The following is a 17,487-nucleotide window of genomic DNA, read 5'->3' on the forward strand; positions in this document are numbered from 1 at the left end:
GGACACCACCCTTTCACGGTGGGTACAGGGGTTCGAATCCCCTAGGGGACGCCAGTTTATCTGGCAAGCGGTACACCGCTGCGGAGCGGTAGTTCAGTTGGTTAGAATACCGGCCTGTCACGCCGGGGGTCGCGGGTTCGAGTCCCGTCCGCTCCGCCAACAAATTCAAAGGCTTACAGTGTTTTCACTGTGAGCCTTTTCTAATTTCTGACGCTGGTGTCCTAACGGTGTCCTGGAAATCATGCTGTCCTAATCTATCTCTTTAATACCACAGCAGCGACTGCAATGAGGTATGCCAATACTAGCCGTGCCCGCGCGACTACCCCATCGCCAGCTCGCGCAGCACTTCGGGGTGGCGCATGGCCACCGCCAACAGAGTTTGCGCCGCGCCTGAAGGCTTGCGACGTCCTTGCTCCCATTCTTGCAGGGTGCGCACGGATACGCCCATAAGTGCGGCGAATTGCGTCTGCGACAACTCGGAAACTGCTCTCGCCTGCGCCACCGGAGAGTGCGTCACCGTGCCTAGCCCAGCCTTCATTTGTTTGACCGAGGCTAACAGCTTCAAGCCTAGCTCCTGCCCCGTCATGCTTTCATGTTTAGTCATGCTCCAGTTCCTCTTTAATCGCTTTCAAAATGTGCGCCGGGATGGTCCCGCGCACCGCTTTAGCGTAGATCACCAGTAGGTGGATCACGCCGTTGTCCAGGCGGTTGAAGTAAATTACCCGCACACCGCCGCGCTTGCCTGTGCCCTGACGCGCCCAGCGCACCTTGCGGCAACCGCCCGAGCCTGGGATCACGTCGCCAGCCTCTGGATGCTGCGTCAGCCAAACGCAGAACTCGCCACGCTCGTCTTCTTGCCAGATGGTTTTGGCATCTGCGCTAAAAATCGGGGTTTCGATAACCGTGTACATAGATGCAATCATACGTCAGAGACGTATGATCAAGCAAGTGTAGAATTGATTTTTCAGTTTAGCAGCCTGGAAAAAGAAGGCGCAGCGTAGCTTTGCTGCCTCACTCCACCCGCAACGCATGCTCCAGTAATCGATCTAACTATATTGATGTTCGGTTCTCGGATCGCAACATGGTAAGTTGTCAGCACGGCGTCGGATACGTTCAGTGGGCGCGCCACGACTTCCGGATGCCGACACATGGCAATCTGCGAGACGCCTAAGAAACCAGAGCCATACCCCGCTGTTATCAAAGCGAACATCATGTCGAATTAAGTATGGGGCGCAAGGGGTGATGAGTTCGAATCCCACCATTCCGACCAATAAAATCAAGGACTTACAGATTTCGGCCTGTAAGCCATTTTCATAAATGTTGATTTTTGCCCCACTTTTTGCCCCACCGAATTTTTCTCTGACTGGGGTAACTGTTTGGTCGAGCCTGAAGCCGCGATATGACCACATCACAACATATTTCCGCCATCGGCGACCACTCATCAGCAATGGCGGCAGTATAGCCACGGCCAGCGTGATAACGAACACGATCGGCGTATAGACATGGGCAAACTGATCGACGAAGCGTTGCGTTGGGGCTTTCGCCCCTTGCGCTTCCTCGACCGCATGGATGATGCGTGCCAGGGTGGTGTTGTTCGCCGCCGCCGTAACCCGGTAATCAAAGGAGCCGGATTCGTTGATCGTCCCGGCGAACACGCGATCACCCTCGGTTTTGTCGACTGGCAGGCTTTCGCCGGTAATTGGCGCCTGGCTCACCGACGAGCGGCTACTCACGATTTCACCGTCTAGGCCGATCGGCTCGCCCGGCTTCACCCGGACAACGCATGCAGACCACAAAAGCGGTCTTCGTGATGAACGGTTATGTGCTTGGAGTTATGTTTATTACCGTCTTTGGCTTGAGGCTCTAGAACCTCGGGGCACGCAGGAGGACAGGTCTCGTGTGCTTGCACCACGTACGCACTGACCACGCCCCAGGAGGCCTAAAGGGGCAGGAGCGAGAGCAGATGAGGATAAACTTGTTCATTGAAGAAGCGAGCGTACCAAAGCACGGCCTTGCTTCTGGCACCTGCATTCCGCCCGATGCAATGAAATTCACAACCGGTTGCTATGTGGTTGCTATGTTTTTCAGCGTCTTCCCCAATGACCAGTGTGATTTCAAAGGCGATCAGATTACCCGGTAATTTTTGAGTCTGATGTTGGTGGCTGGGTTGGGAACGTGGAATCCATCCGAGCCGAAGTGAAGCTGTCAACGTTTTCTGAAAAAAAAGGGTAGCTTGAATGGCAACTGTAGTGAAAAAGTCGGCAATGATTGCCGGGGGAGTTGGCTTGTTGGTGTTCGGCGCTGGCACATTCCTGTATGAAACACTCACCGATTCGACTGGTGCGTATATAGACCCCTCGGATCACACCCTTGTGGCGCGGGGAAAAAAGATCTATGCCAAAACTGTGCCGCTTGCCACGGCGCCCAGCTGGAGGGGCAACCCGATTGGCGGATTCGTCAAGCGAATGGACGTTTGCCCGCCCCGCCGCACGATGAAACCGGGCATACCTGGCATCATCCAGACGCCGTTTTAATTGACATTACCAAAAATGGCCTGATGCCTGGCGTAACAGCGCCGCCAGGGTATGTCAGCGATATGCCGGCCTACGGCAAGTTGCTTTCGGATCACGACATCCTGGCTGTGCTGGCTTATATCAAGAGCTCCTGGCCCAAACAGGCGTGGGTCGACCTCTTGGAGACGCTCGAACCTTGTCGTCCCGTCCTCATGGGTGCGGTCTGTTGCCTATCCCCACCAAAAAAACAGCCCCAATAGATTGTATTTATCTCCGTGCGCTAAAACATCGATGCCCCGGAGATTACGGACGATGGATTTTTCGCCGCCTTAACCAGATACCCCAACCCGAGATCAAAAATAACAGCGGCACGACGCCGAAAAATGTAAGGAACCACCGGCCGGCATTGCCGAATACAGCCCGGCTGTGCAGCGGATACAACCAATTCAAGAACGTGTCGCCGCCGGGCGCGTTCATTGGATCCTGCAGCCGCAGGACTTTGCCGCTATAGGCATCGATCGTAACGCGCGTTGCTCCGTCGTCCTGGCGAACTTCATCCGGTTGGCGCAAGGTTATCCTGTAAGGCGTCGATGCCGTGGATGGCAGCGAAATGCGGGAAATCCGCGCGTTTGAATAAAGTCCCTGGGCTATTGTCAATGCCTGCTCGGGCGGAATCTGGGTGCCGTGGATTGGCGTTTGATTGTTCTGTTTTCCTGGCGCCGACACGGTTGCTATGCTACTTACGATTGGCGTTACCCACTTGGGCAAATTCAAATACCAGCCCGAAAACCCGATGACGATCAATATGGGCGCGGCAAAAAAGCCAGCGACCTTGTGAAAGCTATAGTTGAAACGCCGCCACGAGCCCGCGTGAGAAATCGTGAATGCTCGCCGAAGCGCCGAGCGGTTGGGTTTGGGCCACCATAATACAAGTCCGATAACGGACGTGACGAACAACACAAGTCCCGAAATGCCGACCAAGATCTTGCCCAGTTCCCCTGCAATCAAGTACCTATGGAAATGGAACAGCGTTGGCATCAGCACGCGCCGCGACACTCCGATTTCCCCCCAATTTCGCTCGCCGTTTACCTGCAGCGTATAAGGATTGACCATGACTTGTCTATCCGTTCTTAACGCCAACAACGAAGCATTGCCGGATGGTTTGACCCGATACCACGCGATAAGAGCTTCGTTGGCGTACTCTGGAAGCGTTATCTGCAACGGCCGTCCGTAGGCTGGATCTGCGGTGAGCGCTTCAATGACTTCCTGAACCGTGTTTGCTGTTATCGACGCGGCACCCTCCACGCTGGCACCGCTTGCCGGAACTGCTTGAAACAGATCCGGATTCAACATGCTATCCAATTCAGGCAGCCAGACAATTGAGCTGCCCGATAGGCCAGACAGCATGAACAGGCTGCCAAAGAAAAGCCCGGCATACAAATGCAACTGTCGAAATAAAGTGCGTGCCCTGCCGTAAAGCATGAGAATCCGATCGATTACCAGCGATGCTGATATGTAGCCATCAGCGTGATGCCTGGTGCGGGTATATGGCTAGTGTTGTTACTGTTGCGCAGCAATTGGCTGTATTGCGGGAAGTAATCGCGGTTGAGTAGGTTCTCAATGCCGACCGTCACAGTATCTTTCTTGCCCAACTCGTAGCGGCTGATAAGGTCTACAGTCGTGTAGCTGCTTACCTGGCGCCGGCCGAAGCTGTCCTGTCCCTTGAGCCGGTAATCGCTACTGCCGTAGTAATTGACCTGCAGACGATTGCTCCATTGCCTCATCGGTCGGTATTGCAGATAAGCAGTCACTTTTAGCGGAGGAATGCGGTAACCGCTCATGTTCTGGTCGTTGGAACTGCTTTGCGGCTGTTCGCGCCCTTTCATCAAAGTGAAGGTACCACCTGTCCCCCACTTGCTGTCATCGCTCAGGTAGTCAACGCTGGCTTCCAGGCCTGCAATGCGTTCCTTGGTGCGAGTGAGGATCAGGCCGTTATTGAAGCTTTGAACATCGCCCAACTGCGAAGTCGTGTAAAACAGAGCAAGGGTTGCCAGCGTGCTGCCGAAGTTGCCGCGCCAACCCACTTCATAGTTGTTGGTTTTGACCGGCTCCAGTTCCGACGAGGAAAGGCTAAAGCCCGGTCGTGCATTGCGAAGCTGCAAACCAATATCCGGCAGTTGAAACCCCTGACTGAAGGCGGTATAGAATTCCTGACCCTTGACTGGCGCATACGCTGCGCCAACATTGAACAGCCAAGCGTCAAAGCTGACGTTACCGCCCTGCACTGCTACCGGATTGACCACACGCGACTGCGACAACGGCATGAAATCGCTGACACTAGCATTGGCGCGCTCATAGCGCAAGCCACCTTCTATCGACCACTTATCATTGAACTTATGCTGCAGTTGACTAAAAATACCGACACTGCGGGTGGTCAGCGGTGGCATATAGGTCAAGGAGCCAGTGCGGGCAAATACCAACCCGCCGCTGGCGTCGTAGCCTGCCGGGTCGAACACATCAAGCGGCATGTCGCTACGCTCCTGGTTGTAATCGGCGCCCCATAACAGCTTGGTCTTCTTGTCCTTGGTTAAAGGAGTGTCAATGGTCAGGCGCCCGCCAAATACACGGCTATTCTGGGTAACCTGGTCGACATTGCCACCCCGAGTGACGACGGCGCGCGCATCGAAAGGCGGAAATCGCGTGAAATAGTCGCGGTGATAAGCTTGAGCGGATACTGCGCTGCCAAAAAGGTTGTCGTGCCGGTAGTCGAGATTGAAAATGGTGTTGCGCAAAGTGTTCTGGTCTTCGAGTTGCAGACCTCTAATCGCCCGTGCGGGAACCGATCCGGCCGGGAGCTTAGCCACGGATGGGTCCGAGGCGTAATCGCTATTTTGTTTGGCTTGATATTGGCTGGCGCTGAATTGAATCCGTTGCCGGCTATCGATACGCCAGCCCAGCTTGCCGCTGATATTGTAGACGTTAGAGTCCGAAAGATCGCCTTGGCTCGGCTCTGGAGCGATACGACTGCCATGGGCGTCGTATGGGCTGCCAACACGCTGACCGCCAACGTGAAAGGCATAGTCGATCGGCCCCTGGCTGCCTGAGATATGGTGCTGCACATTCGCGCTCAAGCTATCTTTGCCAAAACGCGTCAATGGCGACCCCAGCGATACGGTGGTATCCGCGCTGGGCTCCCCACCCGCCGGCCGGGTCGTAATCGAGATGATCCCGCCGCTGGCGCCGGCGCCGTAAAGAGCGCTACTGCCACGCAGGACTTCGATTTTTTCGATATCGCTGGGGTCGATACTGGCGAGGTTACGCGCCGAGTCGCGATTGGTGTTGAGCGGGATGCCATCGACCAGTATCAGCGCGCTGCGTCCCCGTAGCGTCTGTCCGAAATCGGTCACGGTACGGCTGGAGTCCGCCATCCCGGGGACAACCTTGCTCAGCATTGTCGCAAGGTTGTTCGAGCCTGCCTTGAGCTCCTCGATTTCGTCGCGTTCCAGTATTGTGACTTGACGCGTAGGGCTTACCAGCTCGTTCGCGATCCGATCCACACGAACCTCAATCGGTGCAAGCACTCCACTCTGCACCGCCGATGCTTGAGACGTTGTCTGAGTGGCGGGAACAACTGCATTGGATGAGGATGATGTCTGCGCAAGCGAAAGAGACGGCAATGTGGCAAATAGGGCCGACATTGCTAGTGTGATGGCGCAAGGACGGAGGTGGCAACGGTCAATCGTGGCTGGATTCATATTGTGTTGAGATTTGTGACGGGTAGTTGCTTAAATTTTTGTAATCATAATGAGAATGATTATAAATATCAATCATTATTTTACCAAGCCATGCAGGAAGAGAAGACTTTGCTTAAGCGTCAAGAGACGGATGGTGGCTTTGCCCGCATCCCATTCTAACGACGGCTCTGGTCACATCCCTACATCAATACTTATGTCAATGGTGGCTGTCTGAAAGATGCCGGTCGCTATGAGTCAGCGGTTCAGGAATATGCAACTGGCAATATGCTGCACCTTGCGCGATGCAACAATCAAATTTTTCTTTTTAGTTCTTCGCACCGGTCTCCCAACCCCATTTAACAAAAAATACGCTGGCCTTCTTCGGCTTTCAGAAACCCTACAAAGTCCCCGGCCTGTGTATTCTTCTTTCCGTTAGTTGTCAGCACGACACCCGCGTCGCGATAAATACGCCAGAGCTCTTCGACTGGCACCTGGTCGGCCAGTTCGGGATTGGCCACCTGCCAGATATTCCAAATCATTCACTTTGGCGTGGGGCCAGCTATTACATCAACCTCGATCTGGTGTTCCTTTTGAGTCACTGCGTTGTCGTTGAAGTTTCACGCGCACGCTCTGGATCAAGCTGACGAAATACTGCTGCGGAAACACGGGCCAATTCCGAGCGTCCTCCGTAAGAGGAAATGGCATAGCCAAACGGTCCGTCGATCCAGTAAAAGACATTGACTGACCCATCCTGTGCGAATTGAAATGCCGTCGTCGTTTCGGAGTGGTTCGTGCCCGTGGCCTGCCTGGCTGTGTGGGCAGCCTCGTTTGCTACATACAGCGTCAGGCGCATGCCGGAACCGTCTTCGTACATGAACTGGGCCACGGGTCCGAGGCGCCCCGGCAGTAGGCGACCACCCTCCAACCGATAGCCCAAAGATTGCAGGTCAGGCGGGTTCATCCGAGCGGCCATTCGCTTGGACAACCAGGTGACGAGCTGATCCTCGTGAGCAGCGGTGATCTCCACCGGACGACGCTGATCGGCTGCGTAGACGGCATCATGTGCCATTGCTGCATACTGCACGAGTTGTCCCGTCGCGGTCGATGATGCAACCATGTATGGTTGCGCCTCTTCTGTTACCTTGTCGTGCAGCCCCCAACCGATAATGCCGCTGGTAAGGGCAATGAGAACGCTGGCAGCGGCCTGCCAGATCGGCCACTGATGCTGCCGGGCGGATCGTTCCAATCGCTTAGGAATTGGGTCAGTCATGACAGGCGAAAATAGTGCCTGTAGCTGACGGCGTTGTATGGTCCATGCGGCAACGTGGCAGGCTTGCTCGGGGCGCTCCCGAAGGTAGGCTTCCACCTCGGGCAATCGATGGGCCTCGAGTTGGCCGTCGACCAGTGCGTGCAGATCGTCTTCTGTGACAGTGGGATTAGTATTCATAACACGAGTTCACTTCACGCTTTTTAAAAATGCACCCTGTCGGGTATCATCCATCAATTCTCGTAGTCGTTCTCGGCCGCGGAAAAGTCTTGACATCACTGTTCCTTGCGGATGTTCAGAGCTCTGGCGACGTGCCCAAACCGAACGCTAAGGCTAAATTCACGAACCCGGCCATCAACCCTTTAACCGAAGCAATCCAGGTGACATCGGTGAGCGAAACCTTCCGCGTCAAATTGTTGTCAATGTCCAGGCCGAGCAGGCGCCGAGCACCGCCAAGGCCGGCCAGATTCCAGCAAAACGACCGCGCCGGGCCAACTCAGCACCAGCATCCTAGTGACAATTGGCCGGGAACGCTTCAGCATCTCGGTGGGCAAATAGTTGCCAGCAGAAATAAATAGCGCTCATCCAGACAATTACGATGGCTATTGCAGCAACATAACTTGTTGGCTTAGCTTTGTCCTCAAGGATCCACTTTTCCGCTTGCTCTCTACATGTCTCGATAACATGTGTCGGTAGAAGGCGTACTGCAAGCCAAATCATGGCGGGCAGTAAAAGCACATCATCGACGTAACCGAGCACGGGAATAAAATCGGGAATCAAGTCAATGGGGCTTAGCGCATAAGCCACCGCAAAAACACATAAAACTTTAGCGACGAGCGGCGTATCCGGGTGGCGACGGACAAACCACAGCATGACGGCATCCCGCTTAATGCGCTTGGCCCATAACCATCGCTGTCCTGAAAGACTTACAGCGCATTACCGACGGTAGGCACTATCTGCTCCCACACAGGAGTAGCAGGGACTTTACCATCCCCAATCAACTCACCTAATCCATGCGCAGCATGAACCTGGGGTGGCATTGGCTGCGACCGGGTCAAACGTTTTCTACAGTTTCGCTAATCGCCGCTGTAGCGTTCGTGGGTGAACCTTGAAGCGTGCCGCCACAAGCGCAGGTGCTAACCCTCCGTTTAGTAATTTACGCGCTTCCTGACACTGCTCCGGGCTGAGCGCTGATGCGCGCCCAAGGTGCTTACCCTGGGCACGTGCGGCGGCCATCCCGGCGCGTGTGCGCTCACTGATTAGGTTGCGCTCAAACTCCGCTAGCGCTGCGATCATGTGGAACACAAGCCGGCCGCCAGAGGTGGTGGTGTCGATCTGCTCACACAACGATAAGAACAAGACTTCGCACTGGCCGAGTTGCTCCAGCAACTGGATCAGGTTGACGAGAGAGCGCCCTAGTCGGTCCAGTCGCCAGACCACAAGTTTGTCGCCCGGTCGCAGTACGGCCAGCGCCTGAGCTAGACCAGGGCGGGAGCTTCGCGCCCCTGATACGCCATGATCCGTATAAATTTTGTCACAATTTATGGCTTTTAACGCCTTCAACTGCAACCCCATGTTTTGGTCGTCGGTAGAGACCCTTGCATACCCGATCATTCTCGCTTTCATTAAATATTGCCTCGCGTGCTGTGAGACCGCAGGCGTAGGACCCTGTGCACCGGCCTTGCTCAGAACAATAGGCCGATGTCCTTCGAATTGAGGTCAATAAACCGCATTTAGCGCTCTCCGTATTGACAAAAGGGAACCCTTTTGTAAGAATGTTGAACTTGAAGTAAATGGACTTGGCTGTCCTTAGTTAGACAGTCGATTCAATCAAATTGCAGTAGCAATTAACGTGCGGACTAAAGGGTTCCCTTTAGTCCGCGAGCTACGAAGTGAATTAGGGGCGCTAGATGGCGGACTTCTATAGGAAAACTCCAGGGCAGCCATGGCATCACGCTGTGCGCAGATGTCTGCACTGGCGTATTGCCGGGCAAGGTATTTTTCCTGGATCGTTCAAGGGTTTGGTGGCCTTCTCTGGCGCACAGCAGGCGATGGTGGACGTCGGCTGCGTGCTCGTCCGTGAATGCGCAGGGGTATCGACATGGCGCAGCCTCACGCGAGGGGCAGACCGATGATGATCATGCCTCTGGACGGATGGGTGCTGCGTAGGTTTCCTTTTTTGAGGTGTTATTGCCTGGCGGCGTCAGCCGTCATTGCTTGCCTGGCGGTGCTGCGGCCCGGGCAATCGCAGGCGGCCTCGCTGCGCATCTCACCCATTGGCCTGGATCTGCCGGCCACGCAGCGCGCGGCGTCAATCACACTGGTCAACAACGGCATTGAACCGGTCAACCTTCAACTGCGGGTGTTTTCGTGGTCCCAGACTAATGACGAAGATGAGTTGGTGCCGGCCTCGGAGTTGGGGGCGCCATGAGCATCCAATGGATCGAGCCCCTGTCAGGCGGGTTGCAACAAGCCGCCCCGTCAGCCGGCTATCTGCTTTTAAACCTGAGTAGCTGTACGCCGCTTGCGAACGCTTACGGGCCAAGGTCCTTTCGGCAAGCCCTCGTGTCCGCATTTGAAGAACGGCTTACGCCGTATGGCGTCACAGCTAGCGATATCTTGTTGTTGGATCACGTGGTACTGGTCGGTCTTGGCGGCCTGAACCTGTCCACTAAAGTTGGCAAAGACCTGTTCCTGGAGCACATCAAGGCCGTTCTATCTTACGAGCCTGTGCTCTGCGGCTCGCATCGCGTGCTGGTCAGTGTGCTGGCAACCTGGATAAAAGCAGCCGCTGATATTCCTGCTGAGTGCTTCGCTTTTTCTTCTGATTTGTATTCGGCCACTAAAGCCATCGCCTTTGCCGAGGTTGAATCACAGACAAGCGCACAGACGCGTAGCGATATGGCGCTGGCCAGTCAGTTTTTCGAGCATATCCGCGACGGTCAGGTTGTATTGTCATTTCAGCCCGTAGTCTCTATTGAAGACGACCATCAGCCGTTCTATCACGAGGCGTTGCTGCGGTGTACCGCCGTTGACGATGGCGCCCAGCCCACATCGTGCGAATCGGTGGTTCAGGCCCTGGAGCGGCTGCATAGTATCGAGCGGCTGGACGCCAGCGTGCTTTGGACGGTGATGCAGGTGCTGGAACAGCATCCCGACATTCATCTGGCATGCAATATCTCTCCCTTATCGCTACAGCATGGCGCATGGTGGCGCTTGATATTTGCTGTGCTGGGTAACGCTCCTGAACTGAGCCGTCGCCTGACGCTGGAAATCACCGAAACAGCCGCCGTGTTCGACATGGACGAGGCTATCAAGCTGCTGAAAACATTACGCTTGTTGGGCTGCAAGATAGCCATAGACGATATAGGGACAGGATTCAACACGTTGGAGCTGGCCCAGGTACTGAAACCCGACGTCATAAAAATAGATAAGTCCCTGGTGCATGGCGCACGCGACAAGAGCGGTGCCACCGTTCTTCGCTCCTTGATCGAAGCGGCCCAGGGCTTAAGCCAGTACGTCGTGGCCGAAGGAATCGAGACTGAAGACGATCTGCAGTTAAGCATCGACGCCGGCGCGCATGCCGTTCAAGGCTATTTCATTGACCTACCCCGTATCCAGCCCCCTTGGCGGGCTGCGCCGGTGTGTGTCCAAGACAGTTTCAACCCCACCCATCACAGCATAGCAACCAATCAATATTTACTAGTGACTTAGGAGAGGAAACCATGAATCATATATATAAAAGTGTATGGAATGAACAAACAGGAACGTATGTTGCTGTCTCGGAGAACACAAAAACAAAAGGCAAACGTAGCAGCAAGGTCGTTGCGATGGTGGGGGCAGCAGCAGTGTCATTTTTTGGAATGGCTGGAAGTGCTCAGGCAGTCCAAAACGTAATAATCACAAGTAGTGACGGCTCCGTTACTATCAACAAAACATCATCAGGTCCCCACGGAAACCCGACACTAACCTTCGATCTGACCGGAGCGGGCAGCGGCGATGCCTTAAATTGGGATTCAGCCGAAAACGCGTATAACGCGGCACATGGCGCAAGCCCTTCTAATAAAATCATTAACGTCGCAGACGGCGCCCTAGTAGCTACCAGTTGGGATGCTGTAAATGGCAGCCAGCTGCATGCGACTAATCAGAACGTCACCGCCAATACAACAGCTATCACCGCCAATACAACCAGTATTGGCACCAACACAACAAACATTGCTGCCAATACAACCGCCATCGCCGACAACAAAACGGATATCGATGCCAACAGCGCAGACATCGGCGTCCTCAGAACGGACGTCAACGTCAACACGGCAGACATCGGTGCTCTCAGAACAGACGTCAACGCCAACACAGCCGATATCGCAATCAATACAGCAGATATCGCCGCCCTGGATACGAAAGCCAACACCCTTGGCGATTCCGCCGCTGGTGCTTTGGGGGGTGGCGCGACATACGACTCATCGACGGGCGAAATTTCATCCCCCTCTTACGCTGTTTACAACATTGACGGCACTACAAGTACCGTCGACAACGTCGGCGCCGCATTAGACAGTATTAACGAAAACGGAATCCAATACTTCCACACAAACTCCTCCGGCCCGGATAGCCAAGCAACTGGCGAAAATAGCGTTGCCATCGGCACTAATGCAGTAGCCAGCGGCACGAACTCCATTGCTCAAGGCAACGGCGCCGTGGCGGCCTCCGAGGATTCGGTTGCAATTGGAACCGGTGCTCAAGCCCTGGGCGGCAAGGCCGTCTCGATCGGCGCGGGCAATACGGCAATTGGTGACGGAGCTGTGGCTATCGGCGACCCTAACACTGTGATAGGCGCCGGCGCGGTGGGCGTTGGCAAGGACAATACCGCCGTTGGTCAAGGTGCCGTGGGTGTTGGTAACACCAACTCCGTGATTGGACAAGGCGCAGTTGGCGTAGGCGACACCAATGCCGCCCTTGGCCGTGGCGCAGTGGGCGTGGGTGACTCCAATGCCGCCGTTGGTCGCGGTGCCGTCGGCGTGGGTGACTCCAATACCGCTGTTGGTCGAGGTGCAATCGGCGTAGGCGACACCAATACCGCCGTTGGACAAGGTGCCGTGGGTGTTGGTAAGGACAATACAGCCGTTGGCCGAGGCGCCGTCGTTGCAGGTAATACCAATACCGCCGGTGGCCGAGGTGCTGTCGCTACCGGCAACGAGAATACCGCTACCGGTCGGGGCGCTACCGCTATCGGTGATTCCAATACGGCCATGGGCGACGCCAGTGTCGCTCTGGGCAGTAACAGCCAGGCGCTGGCCGATGGCGCTGCGGCGATTGGCGACACAGCACTCGCACAAGCAGAAAACAGTCTAGCCCTGGGTTCGGGCTCAATTGCTGTCAACGCTAATGATGTCGCGCTTGGCTCAGGCAGCGTAACAGCTGCTGCTCACACAGGCAGTTTCGGGTTTGACGCAGCAAGCCCTGTTGCAGCCACGAGTTCCGCCTCGGTTGTGTCAGTGGGCGACGTCGGAAGTGAGCGCCAGATTCAGAACGTCGCCGCAGGCGTTGTATCGGCCGGCAGTACGGATGCAATCAACGGCAGCCAACTTTTTAGCACCAACACCGCGCTCAATAACCTGGGTGGTGATACCGCAACCGCACTGGGCGGCGGTGCGACTTACGACCTGACGACGGGGCGTATCGACACGGCCCCCAGCTACACCATGTACAACAACGACGGCACGACCAGTGTTGTAAACAACGTGGGCGCTGCCATCGACAGCATCAACAGCCAAGGCATCAAGTATGTCCACGTCAACTCCTCCGGCCCGGATAGCCAAGCAACCGGCGAAAATAGCATTGCCATCGGTTCTAATGCGGTAGCCAGCGGCAAGAACTCCATTGCTCAAGGCAACGGCGCCGTGGCAGCCTCCGAGGATTCGGTTGCAATTGGAACCGGTGCTCAAGCTCTGGGCGGCAAGGCCGTCTCGATCGGCGCTGGCAATACGGCCAGCGGTGACGGAGCCGTGGCTATCGGCGATCCTAATATTGTTACGGGCACCGGTGCCGTCGGCGTGGGTAAGGACAATAGCGTCACAGGTCAAGGTGCGATCGGTGTAGGTAACACTAATCTCGTCGTTGGCCCAGGAGCAGTCGGCGTAGGCGACAACAATGCCGCCGTTGGCCCGGGAGCCGTCGCTGCAGGCAATACCAATATCGCCGCTGGTCAAGGAGCGGTCAGCGTAGGTGATAATAATACTGTCCTAGGTCAAGGTGCCGTCGCTCTAGGTAATGCTAATGATGCTACCGGTCGGAGCGCTATCGCCTTAGGTGATTCCAATACGGCCACGGGTAAAGTCAGTGTCGCTCTGGGCAGTAATAGCCAGGCGCTGGCCGATGGCGCTACCGCGATTGGCGACACAGCACTCGCACAAGGCCAAAACGCCATTGCCATCGGTACAGGCGCCCAAGCCACGGGCACAAGCTCTATCAGTATCGGTACCGGAAATGTTGTCTCGGGCCAGAATTCCGGTGCGTTTGGCGACCCCAACACCGTTAGCGGAACAGGCTCTTATGCCTTTGGTAACGACAACATCGTTGAGGCCGATGGTGCGTTTGTATTGGGCAACAATATCAACGTGGGTGTGGGTCTAGACGGAGCAGTAGCCCTAGGCAATAACAGTACCGTCTCGGCTGCTACCGCCACGCCTAAGATGACGATCGATGGTGTCGATTACAACTTCGCAGGCGGCGCCCCGGCTGCCGGCGATGTGGTTTCAGTAGGCTCGGCAGGTCAGGAGCGTCAGATTCAGAACGTCGCCGCAGGTCAGGTCGATGCCACAAGCACCGATGCGATCAACGGCAGCCAACTGTATCAAACCCAGAAAGCAGGCATGAACTTCGCCGGCACGACTGGCGGCCCTGTTCACCGTGATATTGGTCAAACACTCAATATCCTGGGTGCTGACCCCAACATCACGACACAGGCCGTGGCTGCCAGCGGCACGATGCTCGTGAGGCTGAGCCAGGATCTGAACGTCAATAGCCTGACGGCCAACACGGTTAACGCTGCAATGGTCAACTCCAACACGGTCAACGCCAACAGGGTTCAGATCAATGGCGGCCCGACGATCGACCAGAATGGTATCGACATGATGAATCAACGCATCACCAATGTCGCCCCAGGCGTGCAGCCAGGTGATGCCGTCAATACCGGACAGTTGAACACGGCCATTAACGGTGTGAACAGCCGGATCGACAGTCTGGACAGCAAGATCAACAGCAATGATCGTCGTGCAAGCGGCGGGATTGCCGCAGCGTTGGCCACAGCAGGTTTGCCACAGGCTTACCTGCCGGGCAAAAGCATGGTCTCTCTTGGGGGCGGCGTATGGCGTGGCCAGGGCGGGTACGCATTGGGCTTGTCGCACCTGACCGACAATGGCCACTGGCTGCTTAAAGGCTCTGCCAGTGCTTCGTCTCGCGGCGACATGGGTGGTTCTGTCGGGGTGGGTTATCAGTGGTAGGTCTGTAACACACCACTAAGTAATTAAGTAACTATGTGTGGGTGGGACGCAAGCCCCGCCCACACATCACTTACCTGCGCAAACCTACGATTTGGAGTACTGATGCGTCATTCTCTTCATGTTTTATTATCACTGTGCATGGTCACCATACTGGCCGCTTGTCAGCCTTTGGGCGTGAATAGTCAAAACACCCAGGCACAAAATGCAATACCCTTACCACAGCAACAAGCGCAATCGGCTCCCAGCGTTTTATTTTTAATTGCTCAAAACCAGCCGGCACAAAACTTGCAGAAGGTGGATTTATCCAAGACACAGTCGATCTACGTGCTGCCCAATGCGGTGCTGACACGCAATGACCTTGCAAGGGTCGAGTCCGCCGCCATCGGCCAGGACAAGCAGGCATTCGTCGTTTTCACTTTTAACCAGGCCGGAACACAAAAACTAGCCGCCCTGAGTGAGCAAAATATCGGTAAATCGCTCGCGCTCGTCATCAATGGCACGCTCGTTGCGGTACCAAAGATCTCGGGCCTTCTGAATGATGGTGTGCTGGGTGTCCAGGTGGCGAATCACGATGTTGCCCAAAGCATTACACGCATCGTCGCAGGGCAACCTGCCAAACAGTGAATCGCCCCCCTAATTCACTATGTATGATTTCGACGTGGTTTTTCTATTGCTTATCTCGACACTCTCAACACGCGTTGATAAAATGCGATGCTTGCACGATGCCGCAGCAAATGTAGGTTTTCATACGGCCGTAGCGACGAGTCCAGCCGATCTGGCCGCTACCAGTCGGCGCTTGCGGGTGATTGTCATTGATGGTGACCGGGATAGTGATTTTGACGTTTATGCCGTGACGGCGGCGATGCGCAGATTGCATAACGTGGCGATTGTTTTTCTGGCCGAATCAATCCCCATGGCTTGCGAACGTGGACTGGAGGCAGGCGCGGACATTTGCCTGCCTGCCAATGTTTGTGCTGATGAGTTCTGTGGTGCGTTGATCAGATTGGTAAAGGAAAAACAGTCTGCGGTGTCTGACAAGGCCAGTCTTTTAGTGAAAACGGATACGCGGGAAAATAAGAGGCCGCTAAAGAGCGAAGCCATGCCAACCGAGCTATGTTGGAAGCTAATTAATCATGGTTGGGTGTTATGTACGCCACAAGGCATCAGCCTGAGGCTGACTGCGACAGAGCGGGACTTAATGACCCACGTTTTCACGGCAGACGACAAGACTGTTTCGTTCGTCCAGTGGGATAGACGCTTTGGGCGTACTGGCGGAGGTATGCGCAAAAAAGTGTCGGCGTTATCCGTACTTGTGGGCCGCCTGCGCCGAAAGTGCGCGACATTGGACATCACGCTTCCGTTATTCGTTAAGTCCGGCGGGTATCGGTTTACCGAGTCGTGTCGCATAGTCCAGGACCAGGAAAGCAATGCACCTTCGCTGAGTGTATTGCACCAAGACGCGCCGCACGAATAGGTCTGATAATTTATTTATGTTTATCCTAACGATAGGCTTTCATAAGCTTCGTCTACCGGCCAAGATAAACTGCTGTGACCTGCGTCCTTTCATGCCCCAGCTCACGGCTAATGATTTGCCGTGCTTGCGCGTCCTGCACACGCTGTGCAGGCGTCAAGGTCTTGGTTGATGGCCCACCCGCCGATGGTGCTTTCCAGCCCGTCAGCGCTTCATACCGGATTTGTGCGTACTGATGCCGCAACCCATGCATATGGCTCAGGCCCGCCGCCTTGCATTGACCATCGTAGACATGCCGTTGCTGAATATAGCTTTTGTGTGCCGGAATCAACGATCCGGCTCCCGCCAGACGGTGCGCCGCCTGAAGCACATTGCGTTGCTCGGGCGTCGTGATGGGGATGCTGCGCTCGCGCCCGCCTTTGGCCCAAGAGCCCTTGAGGGCGATGTAATCCCCCCGGTCCGCATAACTGGGTTGGAACTTGATGGCTTCTTCCCGGCGCAATCCGAACGCGGCCTGCAGTTGCAGACTCATGCGCACATGGGCATCCGTGACCTGGCGCACCGCTGGCCCCAACTCGCGTGCCTTGCTGACGTTGGTCACATAACGCCGTTCGGGCACGCCAAGCTGCGTGTTGTCCGCTGGCAGAATACCGGCCTTGCCGATCTTCTCGGCCCACCAGCGCAAGTGTGAAAGCCGGTTCTTGATGGTGCCGGAGGATAGGCCTTCGCCTTGCCAGCGATCCAGCAGTGCTTGGATGTGCTTGCCCTTGAGCGACGAGGCCTTCATCTGCCTAAAACCGGCCTCGCGTAGTTGTCGTGCGGCCAGAGCCAGCGAACGCAGGCGGTCGGCCTGGGTCGCGTGGCTGCCATCGCGGTTGCGTTGACACAGCTGGCGCAGGGTATAGGTCAAGTCGTCCATCTTTGCCTCTTCGGGTGAACGTGTTGTCAGTGCTGCCGCGTTGTCCTGAAATTCAATGGTTAGTGTTGGTGCCAACTCGCTGGG

Annotated in this window: 15 protein-coding genes, 1 tRNA gene and 3 pseudogenes; 8 read left to right on the top strand and 11 right to left on the bottom strand. The window is 55.6% G+C overall.

Annotated features, from left to right (window positions below; translation table 11 throughout):
- Positions 1 to 82: 82 nt before the first annotated feature.
- Positions 83 to 159, top strand: a tRNA-Asp gene (locus tag ACIY1O_RS12645).
- 160 nt (positions 160 to 319) lie between these two features.
- Here ACIY1O_RS12645 and ACIY1O_RS12650 read toward each other — a convergent pair.
- The 3 genes and pseudogenes from ACIY1O_RS12650 to ACIY1O_RS12660 form a co-directional block, all read right to left on the bottom strand.
- The gene (locus ACIY1O_RS12650) at positions 320 to 604 is read right to left on the bottom strand and encodes a helix-turn-helix domain-containing protein (protein WP_397475455.1); all 285 of its coding nucleotides are present in this window, start codon (positions 602 to 604) and stop codon (positions 320 to 322) included.
- Positions 597 to 911, bottom strand: coding sequence for a transcriptional regulator (locus ACIY1O_RS12655; protein ID WP_397475456.1), 315 nt, complete (start codon positions 909 to 911; stop codon positions 597 to 599). The genes ACIY1O_RS12650 and ACIY1O_RS12655 overlap by 8 nt, the downstream gene beginning before the upstream one ends.
- A gap of 471 nt (positions 912 to 1,382) precedes the next feature.
- Positions 1,383 to 1,781 (bottom strand): annotated as a pseudogene (locus ACIY1O_RS12660) (P-type ATPase actuator domain-containing protein); the annotation flags it as partial.
- Between the two features lie 194 nt (positions 1,782 to 1,975).
- Between ACIY1O_RS12660 and ACIY1O_RS12665 the strand changes: the two are divergent.
- Together ACIY1O_RS12665 and ACIY1O_RS12670 are read left to right on the top strand one after the other, a co-directional pair.
- A complete protein-coding gene (locus ACIY1O_RS12665; RefSeq protein WP_397475457.1) occupies positions 1,976 to 2,140 on the top strand; it encodes a hypothetical protein in 165 nt (54 codons plus the stop codon).
- Positions 2,141 to 2,237: 97 nt separating this feature from the next.
- Positions 2,238 to 2,773: pseudogene (locus ACIY1O_RS12670) on the top strand (c-type cytochrome).
- Positions 2,774 to 2,816: 43 nt separating this feature from the next.
- Here ACIY1O_RS12670 and ACIY1O_RS12675 read toward each other — a convergent pair.
- From ACIY1O_RS12675 to ACIY1O_RS12705, 7 genes and pseudogenes are all read right to left on the bottom strand, one after another.
- Positions 2,817 to 3,995: a PepSY-associated TM helix domain-containing protein gene (locus tag ACIY1O_RS12675; protein WP_397475458.1), complete on the bottom strand. Its 1,179-nt coding sequence runs from the start codon at positions 3,993 to 3,995 to the stop codon at positions 2,817 to 2,819.
- 14 nt (positions 3,996 to 4,009) lie between these two features.
- Complete coding sequence (locus ACIY1O_RS12680) at positions 4,010 to 6,211, bottom strand: TonB-dependent receptor (RefSeq protein WP_397475459.1); 2,202 nt, start codon at positions 6,209 to 6,211, stop codon at positions 4,010 to 4,012.
- 392 nt (positions 6,212 to 6,603) lie between these two features.
- Complete coding sequence (locus tag ACIY1O_RS12685; RefSeq protein ID WP_397475460.1) at positions 6,604 to 6,786, bottom strand: substrate-binding domain-containing protein; 183 nt, start codon at positions 6,784 to 6,786, stop codon at positions 6,604 to 6,606.
- Positions 6,787 to 6,842: 56 nt separating this feature from the next.
- A complete protein-coding gene (locus ACIY1O_RS12690) occupies positions 6,843 to 7,694 on the bottom strand; it encodes an anti-sigma factor family protein (RefSeq protein WP_397475461.1) in 852 nt (283 codons plus the stop codon).
- A gap of 9 nt (positions 7,695 to 7,703) precedes the next feature.
- A pseudogene (locus ACIY1O_RS12695) lies at positions 7,704 to 7,805 on the bottom strand (RNA polymerase sigma factor); the annotation flags it as partial.
- 219 nt (positions 7,806 to 8,024) lie between these two features.
- On the bottom strand, positions 8,025 to 8,387 hold the full coding sequence (locus ACIY1O_RS12700) for a YkvA family protein (protein ID WP_397475462.1): 363 nt from the start codon (positions 8,385 to 8,387) through the stop codon (positions 8,025 to 8,027).
- Positions 8,388 to 8,579: 192 nt separating this feature from the next.
- Complete coding sequence (locus tag ACIY1O_RS12705; protein ID WP_397475463.1) at positions 8,580 to 9,140, bottom strand: recombinase family protein; 561 nt, start codon at positions 9,138 to 9,140, stop codon at positions 8,580 to 8,582.
- A 505-nt stretch (positions 9,141 to 9,645) separates the two neighbouring features.
- Here ACIY1O_RS12705 and ACIY1O_RS12710 point away from each other — a divergent pair.
- The 5 genes from ACIY1O_RS12710 to ACIY1O_RS12730 all read left to right on the top strand — a co-directional run bounded on the left by ACIY1O_RS12710 (position 9,646) and on the right by ACIY1O_RS12730 (position 16,487).
- The gene (locus ACIY1O_RS12710) at positions 9,646 to 9,945 is read left to right on the top strand and encodes a fimbrial biogenesis chaperone (RefSeq protein WP_397475464.1); all 300 of its coding nucleotides are present in this window, start codon (positions 9,646 to 9,648) and stop codon (positions 9,943 to 9,945) included.
- Between the two features lie 134 nt (positions 9,946 to 10,079).
- Positions 10,080 to 11,228 (top strand): EAL domain-containing protein, encoded by a 1,149-nt coding sequence (locus tag ACIY1O_RS12715; RefSeq protein WP_397475465.1) that lies wholly within the window; start codon positions 10,080 to 10,082, stop codon positions 11,226 to 11,228.
- Positions 11,229 to 11,239: 11 nt separating this feature from the next.
- On the top strand, positions 11,240 to 15,013 hold the full coding sequence (locus ACIY1O_RS12720; RefSeq protein WP_397475466.1) for a YadA-like family protein: 3,774 nt from the start codon (positions 11,240 to 11,242) through the stop codon (positions 15,011 to 15,013).
- 102 nt (positions 15,014 to 15,115) lie between these two features.
- On the top strand, positions 15,116 to 15,637 hold the full coding sequence (locus ACIY1O_RS12725) for a SecDF P1 head subdomain-containing protein (RefSeq protein ID WP_397475467.1): 522 nt from the start codon (positions 15,116 to 15,118) through the stop codon (positions 15,635 to 15,637).
- Between the two features lie 19 nt (positions 15,638 to 15,656).
- A complete protein-coding gene (locus ACIY1O_RS12730) occupies positions 15,657 to 16,487 on the top strand; it encodes a hypothetical protein (RefSeq protein WP_397475468.1) in 831 nt (276 codons plus the stop codon).
- Positions 16,488 to 16,539: 52 nt separating this feature from the next.
- On the opposite strand, the gene ACIY1O_RS12735 is transcribed toward ACIY1O_RS12730, so the two are convergent.
- On the bottom strand, positions 16,540 to 17,403 hold the full coding sequence (locus tag ACIY1O_RS12735) for an integrase domain-containing protein (RefSeq protein ID WP_397475469.1): 864 nt from the start codon (positions 17,401 to 17,403) through the stop codon (positions 16,540 to 16,542).
- Positions 17,404 to 17,487: the final 84 nt, after the last annotated feature.

This window comes from Pusillimonas sp. (assembly GCF_044464525.1).
GTDB lineage: Bacteria > Pseudomonadota > Gammaproteobacteria > Burkholderiales > Burkholderiaceae_B > Pusillimonas.